A 19,285-nucleotide genomic window follows, 5' to 3' on the forward strand; every position below is an offset into this window, starting at 1 on the left:
CATGTTTAATATGCTATAACAATAACCAATTGAAAGTAGGTGAAATATACATGTGCGCTGGTCTTCTCGCTCAGTTTCCAGAGGAACCGAAAGAACCAAAACCCGCCTTGTCGCTTGATCAAGAATTTTCTATTAACGCAACCATTTATAGTGCTCGTGCTTGGTTATCTAATGATGAAACTTTTCCACAAACGATTTGGAAAGGCTCTCACTTTGCTTCAGCATCACACGCTGGCAAGTCCATCTTACCAATCGGTACTGTAAAAATTTTGAACTTATCTGATGATACAATAACAGTTACTGCATCATCAGAATCAGATGATACTCTCAAAATAGTCGTACCCCCTCATTCTGAAGGTGTTTTAACATCTAACGCATTATCTGACGTGCAAGCAAGTACATCAGGAGGAGCAAGTAAAGTCACATTCCTCTTTCATATCTTTTTCTCAAGGGATCCTGGTTCAGATAAAAAACCATAAAAAAGGTACAGTTATGCACTGTACCTTTTTCCATGTGTTCTATTCTCTTGATTTAATCAGTTCAATATTATAAGTTTCGATATCTGTTAACGTTCCTGTAAAATAAGGGTTTTCTCTATACCAAGACTGTTTTGCAAAATACGCTTGCATATCTTTCGTTTGAAAAATATGTCCATGCCTTGCATATATTTCATTTCTAGCAATTTTTAACTGCTCTTTCGATAAATATGTTAAATCTGCGCTCGTTAATTTTCGAATATCACTATCAGGAAAGATGAAACCATTATATACATACCCAGTCGTAGGTGGCGGGATAACATTATAAACAACTGTTTTTTCTGTACTTTTCTTTTGGAATGGAAGATTATAAGACGAAAGTGCCGTTACCGTCTCTACTTGTGTCGTTTCTCGTCCGCTTTCTCCATTTCGTTCTAAATAAATCGTCGCACTTCCATCAGTCGCTACTGGCCCCCATGTAATTTCTTCTCCTATCAGCGCTGTAACCGGTTTTTGATTTACGTACAATGTTGCACCAGGCGCGTTCGTTTGAACTGTAATATATTGACCTTGCAACGTTAAATCTATCGTTACGTTATTTTGGCTTTGTTTCATAAGTACAACCTTTTCCTCACGCGATAGTTTTACATAATCATTTTTATATTCTGATTGAAACACTTGATTGCCTGGAAGAAACGGCCCATATTGCTTCTCAAACTTTTTGTCATCTGTCTTATCAATTTCTTTTCCGTTCATTTTTAACGCTACGCCTTTTTCATTTGTAAGCAAAGTTGTATAGTACGTCTTCGCTTTCAATTTATACCGATCAAATATAAAGAAATACTTTCCGTCTTTCGTTAATGAAAAATCAGCTCTTTCTATTCCGTACCGTTGTTTTTCACCTTGTCTCAAATATTCTTTTAATTCATTTACGTAAGATGGATTTTCTTTTATATATGAAAATAGAGGCGTTACACTCTCTCTCGTTATCATAACCGATGGATCATCTGCCGTAACGATCTCAGCTAATTTCTCTCCGTCCCGCTCTTGTAAAATCGTCATCATCCGGTCTACTTGTGCCACCTGCGTATAATACGATGATCCGTACAAATACAATCCAATAATCGCTATAACAAATAGTGCTAACAGTGTAATGCCAACTTTTGTACCACTGCTCATGTTCTTCTTTACTACAGGACTTCCCCTCTTCATCCCGCAGTTTTGACAAAATTGTACACCATCTTCAAACTGAACTCCGCACTTTGTACATACATTCATTCAGTCAACCACCTTTTCATTAGAAGCCAGTTATTCCCTGTGTTAAGGCTTGAATTATCGTGCTAATGTAAGACCAAAGTACAATGAACGTTGCAATTCCAATTAAAACATTTGCAATAATAAGTGTGTAAACGAGATCTAATCCGCCATTGTCTAGTTTTAATACGGCTACAGTTATACTAATCCCTATATAAGTTGCAACTACCGATAATAATATCGGTAAGAAAAAGATTAATAAAAAACTAAAAAGAAAAGAAAGAACTAATATGACAATAGCCGGCGTCGCTATCGTTCCCCATATACCAAATACTTCAAGAAACGAAAAAGATGATTTCATCATCTTACCACTTACAAAAATAATAAATCCGACAAATAAAGTTAAAATTAATAAAAAGAAAAAGACCGTTATAGATTCTCCAAAAAACGTGGGAGTAGATATATCTGGTGCAAATGTTCTCGTAACTGCTGATGCTGCACTCATCATTCTATAAAAAATACATGCTCCTAAAAAACAAATAAGAACAAGACTTACAATTCCATTTCGCACTTCAATAGTGCCGCTTTTCATAATCGCTGTCGGTGCTTGTAATGCATGTTTAAAAAATTGAAAATAGCCGCTCGCAAACCGCTTCGCTTGTTCTACCGTTTCATTTGGACGCGTTTCCTTTTCTTGTGCCGCGCGCGCTTGTTCCTGCCCTTCTTCTTTGCCACTACTTGCCACTACTTCTTCCGTTAACGAATGTCCACAATTCCCGCAAAACTTTGCCTCTACTGCATGTTCTGTATGACATGACGGACATTTCATTCTCTTATCCCTCCTTAAGCATATACCTTATAGGGTGTTACAAGTTCAATATATGAATTTGTACATAAAACATGACTACAAGAAAAAGATTCTGAAATCCTTCTTCCGAAAGAAAATATATGTGCTAGCAATCTTGAAAAAAAATGCTATTATGAAACAGAATAAATAATATTTTTAACAGATTGGATGAAAGAAAATGGAATTGGTAAACTCAATTTTTCAAATACTCCTTACAAGCGTAATCCAATTATTATCTTTAATTGGCGTTATCATTGTAATTGGATTTCTATTAGGCTATTTAGAATCTCTCACACGCATGTATTGGTCGAGAGCTTTTGGAAGAAAAGGATTCCTATTAACGGCTTGGATCGGTGTTCCGATTCACGAACTTGGACATGCCATTATGTGCGTACTGTTCCGTCATAAAATTGTGGCGACTCAGTTCTTCCCAACAGATACAAGTCAAGGGGCTTTAGGTTATATACAACATCAATACAATCAAAAAAGTGTGTATCAACGAATTGGGAATTTCTTTATCGGTATTGGGCCTATTATTTCTGGTATTACTGCATTAATCCTTTTAATGCGCTATTTCGTACCAGAATCATATTTTTTATTTAATACAACTCTCGAAAAAACGATTGCTTCTACTTCTATTAATGTAGAAATGATTCAAAACATGCTCTTGTCGACGTTTGTATTATTGAAAAGCTTATTTACAATCGGCAATTTATTGAATCCTTCCTTTTGGTTATTTTTATTTATCGCCATTTGCATTTCCGCACATATCGCTTTAAGTAAACCAGACATTAAAGGATCAATAGACGGTGTTGTCGTCATGTTTATCGTGTTATTTTTATTCAACATAATAGCAGGACTGTTTCAATACAACAGTAATCAGCTAATTGGACAGGTTATGAAATATAATATGTATCTCATTGCGTTTTCTAGTGTGGCACTGCTGTTCTCTTGTCTTTCTACACTCGTTAGTTTTTCGTTTTATAAAATAAGAAGAGGGCGTTCTTTTTGAACGCCCTCTTCTTATTAATTATTCCCCTTATAATCACAATGCTCAACCGGAACACGAGCATGCCCCTCTTCATCGGTACACCATGACTGTGATTGGAAGGCAAGAAAGATACCAATCCATTCTTCTTCCTTTTCAAAGTGAATGAGTATTCCTCCGTCTTGCCATATACCATTATCAGCTTTCCATTTCTCTACATTCCCTTGATTCATGTGAATATCATGTATACCGTTTCCTGGTTTGAAATGAAAATAGGAATCTGGTGTATTTTCTTCTGGTCCCCATCTTTCGCCAAACGCGTAAATAATTGCTTTTTCTTCCATCGCTCGCTTTATATAACGTTCTATTTTTTCGTTTAAATCATTATCTGCACCTGCTTTTTCGGGAGGCAAAGGAATCATTTGTTTTGAGTCAAATAGATTTCCTCTTACATAATCTAAAGCTACTTTCGGCTCATTATTTTTTACTTCCGTAAAACCAAATGGTAATGTCGGTAAAATATGAATCGCCTCTGACCTAATATTGTTACTCGCAAAATATAAAACTTCTGACGGATAACTTTGCGACTTTACGTTAATAGCAATACGATAATCTACTCCAGTCTCGCCCTGTAAATGAACTTGATAATGAGGTGTTTTCCCTTTTCCAATCTTTGATTGTATAACTGTACCTTTTAACACACCGTAGTTTTTTAGGGGCATACATTTCATCTCCTATTCATTTAGTAGAAGCTATTCATATTTAAATCATTATCCACTCATAAAAAAAATCCTCCTATGTTAGGAGGATTTTTAATTTCTCAACATATACCAAACGATAACTTCTACCATTACAAGCAAAACCGCACCAAAGATCATTAACGTCGTCTTCTTTAACAGTTCATTTTCACGGTAAGGGATATTACATAAGTAAGCACCTAGTGTAATCCGTGACGGGCAAGCGATTGTCGCTACTGATGATGCGGTGTTTTGCAGTGTTGTGACGTATTGCCACGGGAGTGCTACGTTTTGTGCGGTTTGCATTTGTAGTTTTATAAACATTGCATTTGATCCTGCGTTACTACCTGTTAAAAATCCACCAATAGCACCAATAAACGGAGCAACGAAAACGAAAAAGGTTCCAAATGTTTCACCAGCTGTCTTTGCGAGTAATAAATGCATGCCTGATGCACCCATTAATTCTGAAATGGCGATAAACATTGTCGTAGTAATAGCAAAAGGAATCCATTGTTTGATTGTTTGCGAGAGTGATTGTTTAATAATATTAGACGGGATGCGGAAGAAAATAATAGTAAATAAGCAAGTCATACCGAGCCAAAATCCTGGTGAATATAGTAACTCTAGTTTGTAAGAGTATGATTTCAAATCAAGAACCGCATATAATCTGAACAAATCATGTAATGCTGGAACGAGGCGAGAAAGTAAAATACAAACTGTTAGAAATATATAAGGGCTAATAATTTTTATAATGGATACTTCTCTCTCCGTTGCAGCGGCATGTTCTGTTATAAGATTTTGCCCACTTTTTCCTTTTAATTTAATGATAAGAAAGCCAAATGTAATCGTAACGATAGAACTTAATATCCCTGCTAGTTCAACACTTACGTACGCATTAGAAAGATAGATTCCGAGAGAAAATAATAGAAAGAATCCTACCCCTTCTTTCCACTTTTCTATAACCGCTTGCCAGCCGCCAACAACGTGTAAAGAAAGAATAACAAAGTAAGCAAACATCGGAATACTTAATAGCGCTGTATTTGTACCAAGTGTTGTAAGAGGCATATTTATTAGCTGCGAACCGATAATCGTACCAGTTGCCATTGCGCCCCATGAACTAGCTAGTAAGCCGATGAATGAGAGCAGTACAGCTTGAAATGGTTTATATCCTAGTGAAAGAAAAATAGGTGCTGCAACCATGAAGCCGATACCGAATCCACTTACTGATTCAATAAGCGGGCAAATGCCAAAACACATAAGCAGCATTTGTAATAAGCGATCCTGAGTAACTTCTTCTAGAAAACGTGCTACTTGATCGATGTACCCCATTTTGTTCATGAGGTGAAATAAAAAAATACCGAAAAATAAAACGTACCCGACAATAAAACAAATTAACCATCCTTTAATCGTTGCGTGTACAGTTTCACTTATCCCTAATTGAAACGTTGGCGAGAGTAAAACGATTCCAACAGACACAGCATAAGAAATTAACGAAGACCTTAATGACGTTTGTTTAAATAAAAATAAACAAATGAAAATCATCATAATTGGGATAAGTGCCAACAATATGGCCATATTATCATCTCATTTCGTTTAAAATACAATTTTTAACTATTATATAACAGATGTTGTAATTTTCAATTGTTTTTAAAACAGATTTAAAAAAGGAGCCAAACGGCCCCTTTTCATTCACTCCCATTTTCTATTATCCTGAAAAACTGTCTGCTGTCCGATTATTTTTTTCAACACAACAAACACAATGTAAGTACATATTGCTTGCAATGCAATATTCCAAAATTTCATTAATGTAAATGAATGAATCCGTAGAAATAATTCGTTTAATAATACAATCGAAACGATACTAAATAATTCTATACTAATCGAAAATAGACATATTTCTAAAATAGACTGTTCTTGAATGCGATTTAAGTTGGAAAAGATAAATACATATCCTAAAAATAGAGCCATCAACTCTATTTTCGTCATGCTAATGAGCCAAGCGTATAGCGGTACAGTTAAAAGAAGATATAGTAGTTTACGTCTTAGCATGCCTTCTCACCCTCTAAATTATATGTATTTTCTGTATATTTTAACATTTATTACGCAAAACAAAAAGAAGAGACTACGCCTCTTCTTTTTGTTTTGTTGCATATATTAATTCACATATTTCTTCTCGTTTTTCATTTTCTAAAAGCTCAATGATCTTACTTCCAACGACAACTCCGTCGCATATTGTAACCATTTCTTCTACATGTTCTTTTGTTGAAATGCCGAATCCAGCGACTACTGGTAAGTTGACGTGTGATTTTACTTTTTCTAAGTAACTATGAATCTCCTCTTTAAAGTTTTGACGTACTCCCGTTACGCCCGCTACTGTAACAGCATAAACGAACCCTTCTGATTCACTCGTAATTTTTTCAATTCTTTCAATAGGGCTCGTTACGGTAACGAGTGGAATAAGCGCAATGTTTGCCTCTCGAAGTAACGGCGCAATAATATTTTGTTCTTCATACGGTAAGTCTGGAACGATGATGCCGTCTACACCTGCTTCTATACAGTTTTCGATGAATCTCTCTTTTCCGAATGCAAGTACCGGATTTAAATATGTCATAAGAACAAATGGCATTTGTACTTCTTTCCTTACCTCTGCTAACGCTTGAAAAATGCCTTTTAATGTTACGCCGCTATCCAGCGCTCGCTTTCCTGCTCTTTGAATCGTTGGGCCATCTGCAACTGGATCTGAAAACGGTATACCAATTTCAACGATGCTTGCTCCAGCCTCATCTAGAAAACGAATTCTTTCTTTTAATTTTTCAAGGCCGCCATCTCCGCCCATTACGTACGGAATAAATACTTTCTTGCCATTTTCAAACGCTGCTTTAATTTTTTCTACTCCCATTTTTTACACCTCTTCCATATAACGTTTTATACTCTCTACATCTTTATCACCACGGCCAGATAAACAAATAACAAGTCCTTCATCTTCCTTCATTTTCGGAGCTAATTTTAATGCGTATGCGACAGCATGTGAACTTTCTAACGCCGGGATAATGCCTTCTTTTTTCGTTAATAATTGAAATGCTTCTAATGCTTCTTCGTCTGTTATCGAATGATAAGAAACGCGGCCAATATCTTTTAGCAAGCTATGTTCTGGACCAACACCTGGATAATCAAGTCCTGCTGAAATAGAGTGTGCTTCTTGAATTTGCCCTTCTTCATTTTGCAGAAGATACATCATTGATCCGTGTAAAACACCGACGCTTCCTTTCGTTAAAGTTGCTGCATGCTTTTCTGTATGAACGCCTTTTCCAGCTGCTTCTACGCCGTAAAGAGCAACTTCTTCATCGTGTACGAACGGATAAAACATCCCCATCGCATTACTACCACCGCCAATACAAGCAACGACTGCTTCTGGTAACTTTCCTTCTAACGCCTCATATTGTTTTTTCGTTTCATTTCCAATTACACTTTGGAAATCACGGACAATTTGCGGGAATGGATGTGGTCCGAGAACAGATCCCATAATGTAGTGCGTATCATGCACATGTGAAACCCAGTAACGAAGCGCCTCGTTTACCGCATCTTTTAATGTACCGCTACCTGCCGCTACACTTTCTACTTTCGCTCCGAGTAATTCCATTCGGAACACATTTAATTTTTGACGTCTTACATCTTCTTCTCCCATAAAAATGACGCATTCTAACCCGAGAAGAGCACATACAGTAGCTGTTGCAACTCCGTGTTGTCCAGCTCCTGTTTCAGCGACAACTTTTTTCTTACCCATTCGCACCGCAAGTAGTGCCTGACCAATTGTATTGTTAATTTTATGAGCTCCTGTATGATTCAAATCTTCACGTTTTAAATAAATCTTTGCACCTCCGCAATACTTCGTCAGATTTTCAGCGAAATAAAGCGGTGTTTCTCTTCCGACGTACGTTTTTAAATAATGATTTAATTCCTTTTGAAATGCCTCATCTTGCATCGCTTCTTTATATGCTTCTTCTAGTTCTAGTACAGATTGCATTAACGTTTCTGGAACGTATCGTCCTCCGTATATACCGTAATGTCCTTTTTCATCTGGATATGCGTAGTTCATTTGGAACACTCCTTCGCTTTTATAATAAATTGTTTTATTTTCTCTACATCTTTCTTTCCTTCTGTCTCTACTCCGCTGCTCACATCAACCATATAAGGCCGAACAATTCGAATTGCTTCTTCTATATTAAGAGCGTTTAATCCACCAGCTAATATCGTTTTCTTTCGCAATTCTTTTGGTATATGCCCAAGTAGTTCCCATGAAAATGTCTTTCCATTTCCTCCATGAAACTTTTCTTTCGGGCTATCAAATAATATATAATCCGCTTCATACCCTTGGGCGTTTTTCATATCACTCTCTGAAGTTACTCCTAGCGATTTTACAGACGGAATATTCAATCTTCTAATTTGATGATTGTCTTCATCCCCATGTAGTTGTACATGTGTTAACCCACACTCATCTGCAATTTTCTGGATCACTTCTACTGATTCATTTACGAAAACACCGATTTTTAACACGTTGGCTGGAAGCTCCTGAATGATTTCTTTCGCTCTCTTTGGAGTGATTTTCCGTTTACTTTCTGCAAAAACAAATCCGAGTGCATCTGCGCCATATTCGCACGCACTTTTCGCTGTTTCCACATCAGTGATGCCGCAAATTTTCACTTTCATATATTCACCTTACAATCTTCAAAAAAACTACTAATAGAAGATGATGTCATAAGCGCCTCTCCAACTAATACACCTTTGGCTCCAGCTCTTTTAACACGAATAATATCTTCTTTTGAATGAATGCCACTTTCACTAATCCAAAGTAGTTTCTCCTCATTCAATCTTTTTCCAAGCTTTTCAGTTTGGCTTAAATCTACTTCGAACGTTTTTAAATTACGATTATTAATGCCAATAACGTGCGGATTTAATACAATCGCAGTTTCTAATTCCTGTTCATCATGAACTTCAACAATCGCTTCCAATCCTTTTTCTAACACGTAGCTATACAACTCTTTTAACTTCTCTTTCGTTAACGCTGCTACGATTAGTAAAATAATATCTGCTCCCGCTTCATACGCTCTATCGATTTGAATCTTATCGATTATGAAATCTTTACATAAAAGCGGAATGTTACTTTCTTCTCTTGCTGTTTGTAAATCTTGAAACGATCCTTTAAAAAATTGACCATCTGTTAAAACAGATACTGCTCCTGCACCACATTTCTCATATGTTCCCACTTGTTTTCGTACGTCAACGTGTAAATTGATATCTCCTTTTGATGGTGATGCTCGCTTTACTTCTGCAATGACAGTAAACTGCTGTAACGCTTCTACAAGTGAATGTGTCTTTCTTTTTGTTTTTACTGGTGTATATATTTCATATAACTCCGCAACTTCCTTTTTCTTCTGTTCTACAATTTTATCTAAAATCGTCCCCACTTTAGTTCACCCTTTCTAATTTTTCGTTGCTTGCTACAATTAATAAGTTTAATTTGGCTAATGCTTTTCCAGAGTCAATGCTATGTGCCGCGAGTTTAATTCCTTCTTCAATCGTTTCCGTTTTTCCATTTGCGAAAAGAGCTAGACCTGCATTTAATAAAACTGTATCGCGATAAACACTCTTTTCTCCGCTCAATACGCCGACTGTAATCTTTGCATTTTCTTTTGAATTCCCCCCTCTAATTTCTTCATTTTTCACTCTTGAAAAACCATACTTTTCTGGATCAATACTCATTTCCACTATTTCATTATCTTTTAAAAGGACTACATGATTTTCCCCTTGTAATGATGCTTCATCTAAAAAACCACTTCCATTTACGACAAGCGCTTGTTTCCGGCCTAACTTTTGTAATACTTGTGCAACTGGTAATAACATATCTCGTTTATAAATACCGACAAATTGTGTTTCTAAATTCACTGGATTTGTTAAAGGGCCAATTAAGTTAAAGATCGTCGGTACGTTTAATTCTTTTCTTATTTTCATAATGCGCCTTAGTGCTGGATGCATCGCTGGTGCAAATAAAAATGCAATACCTACATGCTCTAGTAAATAATCAATTTCGCTTGGCGTACTACTAATATTTACACCTAGTTCTTCTAATAAGTCTGCACTTCCTGTTTTACTAGAAACAGCACGATTACCATGTTTTGCAACCTTTACACCTGCTCCTGCCAGTACGAATGCTGATGTTGTGCTAATATTAAACGTTTGAGCACCGTCACCACCCGTCCCGCAATTGTCCATTGCTCCTTGTATATGGTTCGAAAATGGTAGTGCCTTTTCGCGAAGAGCTCGAACAAGGCCGTATATTTCTTCTGCAGTTTCACCTTTCGCTTTCAGTAAGACTAAGAAAGCTGCAATTTCACTTTCTAATATGTTTTCACTTAATAAAAGTAGTCCTGCTTTATACATTTCCTCTTCTGTTAAATGTTGACCCTCCACTAATTTACGAAGATAGTTATTCATACTCTTTCCTCCTCTTTTACTTCTGTTAAAAAGGCACGTATTAACTTTCCGCCTTCTTCTGTTGCGATTGATTCCGGATGAAACTGTAATCCGAAGAGCGGATAATAATTGTGACGGACTGCCATTATTTCTCCATCGTCCATCGCTGTCGCTAATATGTCAAAACACTTTGGCAAGCTCGTGTGCTCTGCAACAAGGGAATGATAGCGCATCGCCGTTAGCGGCTGTGTAGCGTATGAAAAGATTGACGTTCCGTTATGTTTCACACGCGATGTTTTTCCGTGTTTAATACGTTCTGCTCTAACAATGTCTCCTCCAAATGCAGCTATGATCGCTTGGTGGCCTAGACAAATCCCTAATATGGGAACGTTCTTATAAAAATGGCGGATGACGTCGATACAAATGCCGGCATCCTCTGGTTTTCCTGGTCCTGGTGAAAGTACAATTCCTCTTGGATTCATCTCTTCTAACTGTTCTATCGTTATTTCATCATTTCTTACAACTACAATTTCTTCTTCATGTTCGCCTAACAGTTGGTACAAGTTATATGTGAACGAATCGTAATTATCGATAAGTACAATCATTTCATAACCTCCAAAAGCGCTCTCGCTTTATTTAATGTTTCTTCATATTCAGCTACTGGATCTGAATCGTAAACGACTCCTGCTCCTGCTTGAACGTATGCTTTTTCATCCTTTACGACCATCGTTCGAATGGCGAGCGCCATATCAAGATTTCCTGAAAAACTAACGTATCCAACTGCTCCGGCGTATACATTTCTTTTTTCATTCTCTAGCTCATTTATAATTTCCATCGCTCTAATTTTCGGAGCTCCCGACACTGTTCCTGCTGGTAGGCAATACGCTAATGCATCAAATCCGCTCATTTGTTTCCGCAATATTCCGTAAACTTCAGATACAATGTGCATAACGTGAGAGTATTTTTCTACTTTCATATATTTATCTATCGTAACCGAGCCGATTTCGCTCACTCTACCAATATCGTTTCGCCCAAGATCTACAAGCATCATATGCTCTGCTCGCTCTTTCTCATTGCCTAAAAGTTCTTTTTCGATTTCCTCATCTTCCCTTTTCGTTTTCCCCCTCGGTCTTGTACCAGCAATTGGATTCGTCATCACTTTATTCTCTCTTACTGATAGCAAACTTTCCGGTGAAGAACCGAGTACAACATAATCTTGAAAATCGATATAGAACATATATGGTGATGGATTTGCAATTCGAAGTTTTCGGTATAACGCGAATGGATCACCAATACATTCACTTTGTAAACGCTGTGACAGTACGACTTGGAATATGTCTCCAGCTCTTATATGTTCTTTCGCCATTTCTACCATCCCACAAAACTCTTTTTCCGTTATAGAAGAAGTGAATGATAATGTGGATTGTATTGCATTTACTTCAGTTTCTTCTCCTTGTAGCACTTCCTCTTTGTATACTCGTAGCCTTTCGTATACTTCCTCATAATCTGCTGAATCATCTTCCCTGCATACATATACAAACGACAACCTTTGGCGTAAATGATCGTAAACGATAAACTCACGATATAGTAAGAGGTGTACTTCCGGAATATTTAATGGGTCGTGTAAATCCGCTCCAATGTTTTCATACTGCCGAATGACATCATATCCAATATAACCAACTGCTCCTCCGCAAAATGGAAATGGGCTGTCTACTTGTGATGGTGCGATTATTTCTTCTAACACTTGTAGTACGTTACCTTGTAACTTTTCTGCCCGGCCGAAAATCGTTCGTTCTACTTCCGTACCAACGCTTTTTACTTCTTCATAAGGATTACATCCTAAGTAAGAATAACGCCCTTTATCTTGATGAAGCTGTGAACTTTCTAATAAAAATTTCTTCTTTCCTTTCATACGTCTATATAAAGAAATTGGCGTAATGCTATCTCCTTCTTCTTCAGTAATTACTAAAAATGTCTTTCTCTCTCTTTTTCGTTTTATAAATTCTTCTTTCGTCATCATGTCCTTCACCTCACTCTGAAAAATAAAAAAGTCCCCTACATATCGAAAATATGTAGAGGACGATAAATATACCGCGGTACCACCTCGTGTTGGATGCAAAAGCATCCCGCTTTGTTCAGGTACAAATTTTATACCTTATCCTTGTAACGGCGGAACCCGGGTTGCCTACTAAAAATAATTGTTCAGCATACCTCTCGTAAGCCCATTCCGTATATGGCACCGTACCGGGCTCCCACCTATTCCCGGCTCTCTGTAACGTCTCCAATATACGTACTCTTCTTACTTAAACGATTTCATTTATTTAATTTTTTATACACAAAAAGGGAGTACTCATCCTATAGAAAGGACGGGTACTCCCGTGGTGCCACCTTAATTCGTTACAAATGTAACGCACTTTACCGTATCAAAAACAATACGTGTCTCTTGTATCGATGAGATCATGTCGCCAAAGCCTACTTCTTTCGTTTCGGTTTGGAAGCTCCGAAGCCCATTCCACATCAATTCCATACTGATTCGCACCAACCATCAGCTCTCTGACATGTTCATCATGTGTACTCTTCTTCATCAACGCTTGCATTTTTTTAAGTTGCACTCATTATAGACCTGACTTTTTTCACAAGTCAATACTTTTTTAAAAAATTTATTTTTCTTTCCTTTCAATATTATATTGACAAAACAACCTCTTTTTATGTAAATATAATAAATACTCTATTAAAAATAAGGTTTTTTGTATGAATATTATATATTAAAAAAGTAAAATAACATCAAAAAACGCTTACATTTCTGAAAATTCGTATTTCTATATGGATTTTTCAGAATAATCATGATAGATTATAAAGTGAAACTTTAATCAGTAGGGGTTTTGTTCATCCCCCACTTATTATTAGTTGAACTAATCGGGCATTTACGGGCAGTTGATCTCCCACCTAACTTCCTTGCCCATCCAATTTTAAGGTGGGAGTTTTACTGCCCGTTCATGCGGGATAAATATGCATAACGCATCAAAAGACATGACAAAAGAAAGGGGAACTACATGAGTACGCAGATGTTAATTTTAACTTCTATCTCTATTTACATGCTTGGGATGCTAATTATCGGCTATTTCGCTTATAAGCAAACATCCAACTTAACAGATTATATGCTTGGCGGGCGTACACTAGGCCCCGCAGTAACAGCATTAAGTGCTGGAGCAGCTGATATGAGTGGTTGGCTTTTAATGGGCTTACCCGGTGCAATGTTTAGCGTTGGATTAAGTAGTAGCTGGATTGCGATTGGCCTAACATTAGGCGCATATGCAAACTGGCTTTATGTCGCTCCTCGCTTACGTACCTACTCTGAAATTGCAAATAACTCTATTACTATCCCAGAATTTTTGGAACACCGTTTCCACGACAAATCCCATATGCTACGTTTAGTATCTGGACTTGTTATTATGATATTTTTCACGTTTTATGTAGCTTCAGGATTTGTCTCTGGTGCTGTATTGTTCGAAAATTCATTTGGACTCAATTACCATGTTGGTCTTCTTATCGTTGGTGGAGTTGTCGTAGCTTACACATTATTTGGTGGATTTTTAGCTGTAAGTTGGACAGACTTCGTGCAAGGAATCATTATGGTAGTCGCTCTTATTCTTGTTCCAGTCGTAACAATTATGCACGTAAATGGACTTGGTCCAGCATTTGAAACAATTAAATCTATCGATCCGGCATTATTAGATATTTTTAAAGGTACTTCTGTCTTAGGAATTATTTCATTATTCGCATGGGGCCTTGGTTATGTTGGACAACCACATATTATTGTACGCTTTATGGCGATTTCTTCTGTAAAAGAAATTAAAAGTGCACGACGTATTGGTATGAGCTGGATGATTTTCTCTGTTGCTGGAGCTATGTTTACTGGCCTTATCGGTATTGCATACTATTCAAAAGCAGGTTTAAAACTTTCTGATCCAGAAACGATTTTCGTTGAACTTGGCACTATTTTATTCCATCCACTTATTACTGGATTTTTATTAGCAGCTATTTTAGCAGCTATTATGAGTACAATTTCTTCTCAACTTCTCGTTACTTCGAGTGCAGTAACAGAAGACTTATATAGAACATTCTTTAAGCGTGATGCTTCTGATAAAGAACTTGTATTTGTCGGTCGTATGGCTGTTCTTGTTATCGCTTTAATTGGATGTGCATTAGCGCTTAAACAAAATGATACGATTTTAGCTCTTGTTGGATACGCTTGGGCTGGGTTCGGTTCTTCATTCGGACCTGCTATTTTATTAAGCTTATATTGGAAACGTATGACGAAATGGGGCGCGCTTGCTGGTATGATTTCTGGTGCCGCTACTGTTATTATATGGACTCAATTCAAATTCTTAAAAGATTTCTTATATGAAATGATTCCAGGTTTCGCTATTAGTTTACTAGCCATCGTAATTGTTAGTGTACTAACACAACCTTCAAAAGAAGTTGAAGAGCAATTTGAGGATTTCGAAAAACAACATCGTCATAATTTATAAAAAAATCTCTGCTGTTATCGTAACAGCAGAGATTTTTACAGTTCGACAATCTTCTTATCAAATTTAACAAATTCTTTATGTTTCGTTAAATTTAACATAACACTACTCCTTTATAGTATGAGTATCAGCACTTATACAGAAAGGGGACTCCAACATGTTAGCAGCTTTCCAGCAACAACAAACACGAAAATTTTCACCTATCACAAATACTTCTGCGTCTTGTTTAAACATGCAACCTAACCCGCCTAAAATTTCAATTGCTCCTTCTGTTATTTCAGTCATCGGTGTTCATATGGAAAAACATAAATTAAAAATAAAAACGGGACAAAACATTGTGTTATCAGCTTCCATTTTGCCAATACAAGCAACGAATAAAGAGCTTATTTGGTCAAATATGAATTCTGATATCATCACCATATATCCAAAAGGTGACACCGTGACAATTACTGGAAAAAGCGCAGGTAGAGCAGTCGTAATTGTCACAACTGCTGAAGGCAAATTCCGTGACCTATGTGTCATTCATGTACAACCTTATATGACAAATCCAAAGTAAAAGAGTGGCTTCGTAGCCACTCTTTTACTTGATTTCAATATTTGAGTTTTTACTTTTTACAAGATTAATAAATTGTTCTTTATTTCTTGGAGAAATACTTTTTGTTTTATGTGTATCGTAAACAATTTCAAGTCGGTCAAATGATAATGCATGGGCTGCTATTGGATTTTTCGTATTTGAAATTTGTTTTATATCTCGTATAAAAATACGTTTTGTAACGAGACCCGATCTAATCGTAATTATTTCTTCCCGGGCAATATATTTTGCAAAAAAACAACTCCAGCTAAACAACATTGCTAATGGAATTGTAAAAAGCAAAAGAAAATATTCTCTCCCTACAAAAATTGGTGCAAAACAAGCACCCAAAACAATAAAAAAAATTGGATATAACCATGTATCTTTTTTTGATGGAAACTCCATTTCCCTTCCCCTTCTACGCCCGTATTTCTATAAAACAAAAAGAGAAGTATCACAACTTCTCTTTTCTCCCCTAACACTATAATTCCTGTGTGTACATCGGCTCGTTTACGACATTTTTTGCTGTTCGCTTTTGTTGCTGCAGTAAGAAAACAGATACACCAAACAATACGAGCATGCTACCGATAATTTGCATTGCATTTAATTTTTCTCCAAGTAAGAAGAACGCAAGTATAGATGCTCCAACAGGTTCTCCTAAAATACTCATTGAAATTGTCGTTGCATTTACATAATTTAATAGCCAGTTATTAATTACATGTGACACTGTCGGCACAACCGCAAGTAAAAGAAAAACGGTCCAATCCCACTTCGTATAACCTGTAAAGGGTACTTGCAATATGACATTATAAATCCCCATAAAAAGACCTGCGAATGCAAAGACTGTAAAGCTATAAATCCAGTGTGATACTTTCTTTACTGTCGTTTGCCCGATAAATAAATAACCGACAACTGCTATTACACTTAGAAAGGATAATATGTCTCCATAAATTGCTTGCTTACTTAAACCTAAATCTCCCCAACCAATGCACATTACGCCTAGAATAGCGATTCCCATCGTTGCAATGGCTGAATATGTTGTTCTTTCTTTAAACAGAAAAAAACCTCCAACTAAAGATACGATCGGTTGAAGTGCCAAAATAATTGTTGAACTAGCAACTGTTGTATGCTTTAAAGATTCAAACCATAAAAGAAAATGAAGTGCTAAAAAGAAACCAGATCCAATTAAAAAGCCCCAATCTTTCATTTGAATCCTATTAAATTCCTCTCTTTTTTTCCATACGATAGGCAGCATAATAAGTACGATAATCCATAAGCGGTACATACTTAATATTGAAGATGGTGCTGAGGACATCTTTACAAAAACTGCTGCAAAGGAAATAGCAATTATAGAAATAGCCAATGGTAGTGCGATAGATTTTTCTTGTTTCAAATCCTGTCTCCCCTCTCACCTGTCAAAAATCCCACTTCATTATATCCGTTTTCTTTCGTAACTTAAATACTAATTTTTTAGATTCTTCGTACCATTATGGTAAAATAGAAATTAAGGCACCAATTAGTGAATATTTATTTCCTTTTTCACTACAAGCGTCGCTCTTACAATCGTTACAGTAAATTTTTATTTAGGGGGATCTACATGAGTCAAACAATAGGGAGAATTGAAGAAATTTCATTTTATAGCGCATCACTTCAAGAAGACGTTACGCTTCTCGTTTATTTGCCAGTAAATTACACACCACTGCACAAACATACAGTCGTAATTGCACAAGATGGTAGAGATTATTTTCAGCTTGGTAAAGCGCACCGTGTAATTGAGCGCCTTCGTGAAACTGAAGAAATTGACCGTACAATTATTGTCGGTATTCCATATAAAAATGTACAGGATCGTAAAGAAAAATATTTCCCAAGTGAAGTGAAAAATGCTGCATATATTCGTTTCCTTGCTCATGAACTTGCACCATATATTGATGAAAATTATCCAACGTACCAAATGGGAAAAGGTCGTGTTTTAATTGGTGATTCTCTTGGCGGAACAGTTTCCTTTATGACTGCACTTATGTATCCGCATACATTCGGTAAAGTCGTTATGCAATCACCATTTGTGGATGAGACAGTGATGAACTTAGCAAAAGACTTCAAAGATCCACAAGCATTAGAACTGTATCACGTCATTGGTACAGAAGAAACGGCTGTAAAGCGTACTGATGGACAAGTATCTGATTTCGTAGAACCAAACCGTGAGTTAAATACACTTCTCACAGATAGAAATTTCATTACGCATTACGAGGAGTTTGAAGGTAATCATACTTGGAAATATTGGCAAACTGATTTACCGAAAGCCTTCTCTCATATTCTATCAATGAAATAATAGAGAGCAGTATTCAGAATAATTTGATATAATAGATAAAGAGATTTATTTATCTCAAAATCTAACTAGACTTACAAAGGGAGGAATTGGAACATGAAATTAGGCATTGTAATTTTTCCATCTAAAATGATTCAAGATAAAGCGAACGGATTGCGTAAGCGTTATGACCCGCACTACGCATTAGTTCCGCCACATATTACATTGAAAACACCCTTTGAGACGCAAGATGAACAATTAGAATCGATTGTAAACGAGCTACATACAATCGCAGGTAAAACGAATCCTTTCACCCTTCATGTTGGGAAAGTTGGTTCATTCGCACCTGTTAATAACGTCCTTTATTTTAAAGTAGAAAAAACACCTGAACTTACTTTCTTAAATGAAGAAATGCATGGCGGGTTATTCACACAAGAACGCGAATATGCTTTCGTACCTCACTTAACAATCGGACAAGGCTTATCAGATGCAGAGCATGCTGATGTATTGGGTCGATTACGTATGAAAGATTTCTATTATGAACAACCAATTGATCGTTTCCATCTTCTATATCAATTAGAAAATGGAACATGGACTGTACACGAAACATTCCACCTTGGAAAGGGGAACAACTAATTTGCACGCACAGATTGTACAAACGGACGAACAACTAAGAGATGCATTCTCTGTACGTAAACAAGTGTTTGTAAATGAACAACGTGTCTCTGCTGAAGAAGAGTACGATGAGTTTGAAGAAACTTCAACACACGTTGTTATATATGACAATGATGTTCCAGTTGGTGCTGGACGTTTTCGCACCCTTGATGGTATAGGGAAAATGGAACGCATTTGCGTGCTAGGTTCCCATCGTAAAAAAGGTATCGGAAAAATTGTTATGGATGCGCTTGAAGCGTATGCAAAAGAAAATTCGCTACCAAAATTGAAACTTCATGCTCAAACACATGCTGAAGATTTCTATAAAAAACTTGGCTATGTAACGAGTTCTGATGTATTTATGGAAGCAAATATCCCGCACGTCGTAATGATAAAAGAATTATAATTTGAAAGCAGGAGGTGACCCCTCCTGTTTTTTACATTGCTATTTTC

Annotated in this window: 21 protein-coding genes and 2 other annotated features; of the genes, 7 read left to right on the top strand and 14 right to left on the bottom strand. The window is 36.6% G+C overall.

All coding sequences use genetic code 11. The annotated features are described in order from the left end of the window. Positions 1-50 precede the first annotated feature (50 nt). On the top strand, positions 51-479 hold the full coding sequence (locus AC1Q8L_RS05925; protein ID WP_000332398.1) for a hypothetical protein: 429 nt from the start codon (positions 51-53) through the stop codon (positions 477-479). A 39-nt stretch (positions 480-518) separates the two neighbouring features. Here the strand turns inward: AC1Q8L_RS05925 and AC1Q8L_RS05930 are convergent, their stop codons facing one another. Both AC1Q8L_RS05930 and AC1Q8L_RS05935 read right to left on the bottom strand, forming a co-directional pair. Further along, a complete protein-coding gene (locus tag AC1Q8L_RS05930) occupies positions 519-1,754 on the bottom strand; it encodes a TcaA 3rd/4th domain-containing protein (RefSeq protein ID WP_098311736.1) in 1,236 nt (411 codons plus the stop codon). Between the two features lie 19 nt (positions 1,755-1,773). Then, on the bottom strand, positions 1,774-2,559 hold the full coding sequence (locus AC1Q8L_RS05935; RefSeq protein WP_000650084.1) for a zinc ribbon domain-containing protein: 786 nt from the start codon (positions 2,557-2,559) through the stop codon (positions 1,774-1,776). Between the two features lie 196 nt (positions 2,560-2,755). On the opposite strand from AC1Q8L_RS05935, the gene AC1Q8L_RS05940 reads away from it, so the two are divergent. Next, the gene (locus tag AC1Q8L_RS05940) at positions 2,756-3,589 is read left to right on the top strand and encodes a hypothetical protein (RefSeq protein WP_000424523.1); all 834 of its coding nucleotides are present in this window, start codon (positions 2,756-2,758) and stop codon (positions 3,587-3,589) included. A 14-nt stretch (positions 3,590-3,603) separates the two neighbouring features. Here AC1Q8L_RS05940 and AC1Q8L_RS05945 read toward each other — a convergent pair whose 3' ends face one another. The 10 genes from AC1Q8L_RS05945 to trpE form a co-directional block, all read right to left on the bottom strand. Next, a complete protein-coding gene (locus AC1Q8L_RS05945; RefSeq protein WP_001128610.1) occupies positions 3,604-4,287 on the bottom strand; it encodes a DUF2278 family protein in 684 nt (227 codons plus the stop codon). Positions 4,288-4,377: 90 nt separating this feature from the next. Further along, on the bottom strand, positions 4,378-5,877 hold the full coding sequence (locus tag AC1Q8L_RS05950) for an L-lactate permease (protein ID WP_098311737.1): 1,500 nt from the start codon (positions 5,875-5,877) through the stop codon (positions 4,378-4,380). 114 nt (positions 5,878-5,991) lie between these two features. Then, the gene (locus AC1Q8L_RS05955; RefSeq protein WP_000946150.1) at positions 5,992-6,351 is read right to left on the bottom strand and encodes a DUF4029 domain-containing protein; all 360 of its coding nucleotides are present in this window, start codon (positions 6,349-6,351) and stop codon (positions 5,992-5,994) included. A 73-nt stretch (positions 6,352-6,424) separates the two neighbouring features. After that, on the bottom strand, positions 6,425-7,201 hold the full coding sequence (gene trpA / locus AC1Q8L_RS05960) for a tryptophan synthase subunit alpha (RefSeq protein WP_000537838.1): 777 nt from the start codon (positions 7,199-7,201) through the stop codon (positions 6,425-6,427). A 3-nt stretch (positions 7,202-7,204) separates the two neighbouring features. Continuing rightward, positions 7,205-8,398, bottom strand: a complete 1,194-nt coding sequence (gene trpB / locus AC1Q8L_RS05965) for a tryptophan synthase subunit beta (protein ID WP_001105015.1) — start codon at positions 8,396-8,398, stop codon at positions 7,205-7,207. Continuing rightward, a complete protein-coding gene (locus AC1Q8L_RS05970) occupies positions 8,395-9,009 on the bottom strand; it encodes a phosphoribosylanthranilate isomerase (RefSeq protein WP_000865144.1) in 615 nt (204 codons plus the stop codon). The genes trpB and AC1Q8L_RS05970 overlap by 4 nt, the downstream gene beginning before the upstream one ends. Further along, entirely contained in the window at positions 9,006-9,767 is a 762-nt protein-coding gene (gene trpC / locus AC1Q8L_RS05975; protein ID WP_000536702.1) for an indole-3-glycerol phosphate synthase TrpC, read from the bottom strand. The genes AC1Q8L_RS05970 and trpC overlap by 4 nt, the downstream gene beginning before the upstream one ends. A gap of 1 nt (position 9,768) precedes the next feature. Beyond that, a complete protein-coding gene (gene trpD / locus AC1Q8L_RS05980) occupies positions 9,769-10,794 on the bottom strand; it encodes an anthranilate phosphoribosyltransferase (protein WP_001067370.1) in 1,026 nt (341 codons plus the stop codon). Next, positions 10,791-11,378 carry an aminodeoxychorismate/anthranilate synthase component II gene (locus AC1Q8L_RS05985; RefSeq protein ID WP_000636319.1) on the bottom strand — a complete coding sequence of 196 codons (588 nt, stop codon included), beginning with the start codon at positions 11,376-11,378 and terminating at the stop codon, positions 10,791-10,793. The genes trpD and AC1Q8L_RS05985 overlap by 4 nt, the downstream gene beginning before the upstream one ends. Then, the gene (gene trpE, locus AC1Q8L_RS05990) at positions 11,375-12,793 is read right to left on the bottom strand and encodes an anthranilate synthase component I (RefSeq protein WP_002153282.1); all 1,419 of its coding nucleotides are present in this window, start codon (positions 12,791-12,793) and stop codon (positions 11,375-11,377) included. The genes AC1Q8L_RS05985 and trpE overlap by 4 nt, the downstream gene beginning before the upstream one ends. Before the next feature lie 52 nt (positions 12,794-12,845). Then, positions 12,846-13,090: a binding site (T-box leader), on the bottom strand. A 42-nt stretch (positions 13,091-13,132) separates the two neighbouring features. After that, positions 13,133-13,370, bottom strand: a binding site (T-box leader). Between the two features lie 456 nt (positions 13,371-13,826). Between trpE and putP the strand changes: the two genes are divergently transcribed. Further along, positions 13,827-15,305 (top strand): sodium/proline symporter PutP, encoded by a 1,479-nt coding sequence (putP, locus tag AC1Q8L_RS05995; RefSeq protein WP_098311738.1) that lies wholly within the window; start codon positions 13,827-13,829, stop codon positions 15,303-15,305. Between the two features lie 154 nt (positions 15,306-15,459). Then, entirely contained in the window at positions 15,460-15,858 is a 399-nt protein-coding gene (locus AC1Q8L_RS06000) for an Ig-like domain-containing protein (protein ID WP_000878735.1), read from the top strand. 24 nt (positions 15,859-15,882) lie between these two features. On the opposite strand, the gene AC1Q8L_RS06005 is transcribed toward AC1Q8L_RS06000, so the two are convergent. Next, on the bottom strand, positions 15,883-16,278 hold the full coding sequence (locus tag AC1Q8L_RS06005; protein ID WP_000395646.1) for a PH domain-containing protein: 396 nt from the start codon (positions 16,276-16,278) through the stop codon (positions 15,883-15,885). Positions 16,279-16,354: 76 nt separating this feature from the next. Beyond that, positions 16,355-17,266: a DMT family transporter gene (locus tag AC1Q8L_RS06010; RefSeq protein ID WP_000806938.1), complete on the bottom strand. Its 912-nt coding sequence runs from the start codon at positions 17,264-17,266 to the stop codon at positions 16,355-16,357. A gap of 204 nt (positions 17,267-17,470) precedes the next feature. Between AC1Q8L_RS06010 and AC1Q8L_RS06015 the strand changes: the two genes are divergently transcribed. From AC1Q8L_RS06015 to AC1Q8L_RS06025, 3 genes are all read left to right on the top strand, one after another. Next, positions 17,471-18,202: an alpha/beta hydrolase gene (locus AC1Q8L_RS06015; RefSeq protein WP_000084015.1), complete on the top strand. Its 732-nt coding sequence runs from the start codon at positions 17,471-17,473 to the stop codon at positions 18,200-18,202. Positions 18,203-18,295: 93 nt separating this feature from the next. Continuing rightward, on the top strand, positions 18,296-18,814 hold the full coding sequence (locus tag AC1Q8L_RS06020; RefSeq protein WP_000765871.1) for a YjcG family protein: 519 nt from the start codon (positions 18,296-18,298) through the stop codon (positions 18,812-18,814). Between the two features lies 1 nt (position 18,815). Further along, positions 18,816-19,238, top strand: a complete 423-nt coding sequence (locus AC1Q8L_RS06025; protein ID WP_000543305.1) for a GNAT family N-acetyltransferase — start codon at positions 18,816-18,818, stop codon at positions 19,236-19,238. Positions 19,239-19,285 lie beyond the last annotated feature (47 nt).

The sequence above is a fragment of the Bacillus sp. GW823-FHT06A11 genome, from assembly GCF_058795355.1.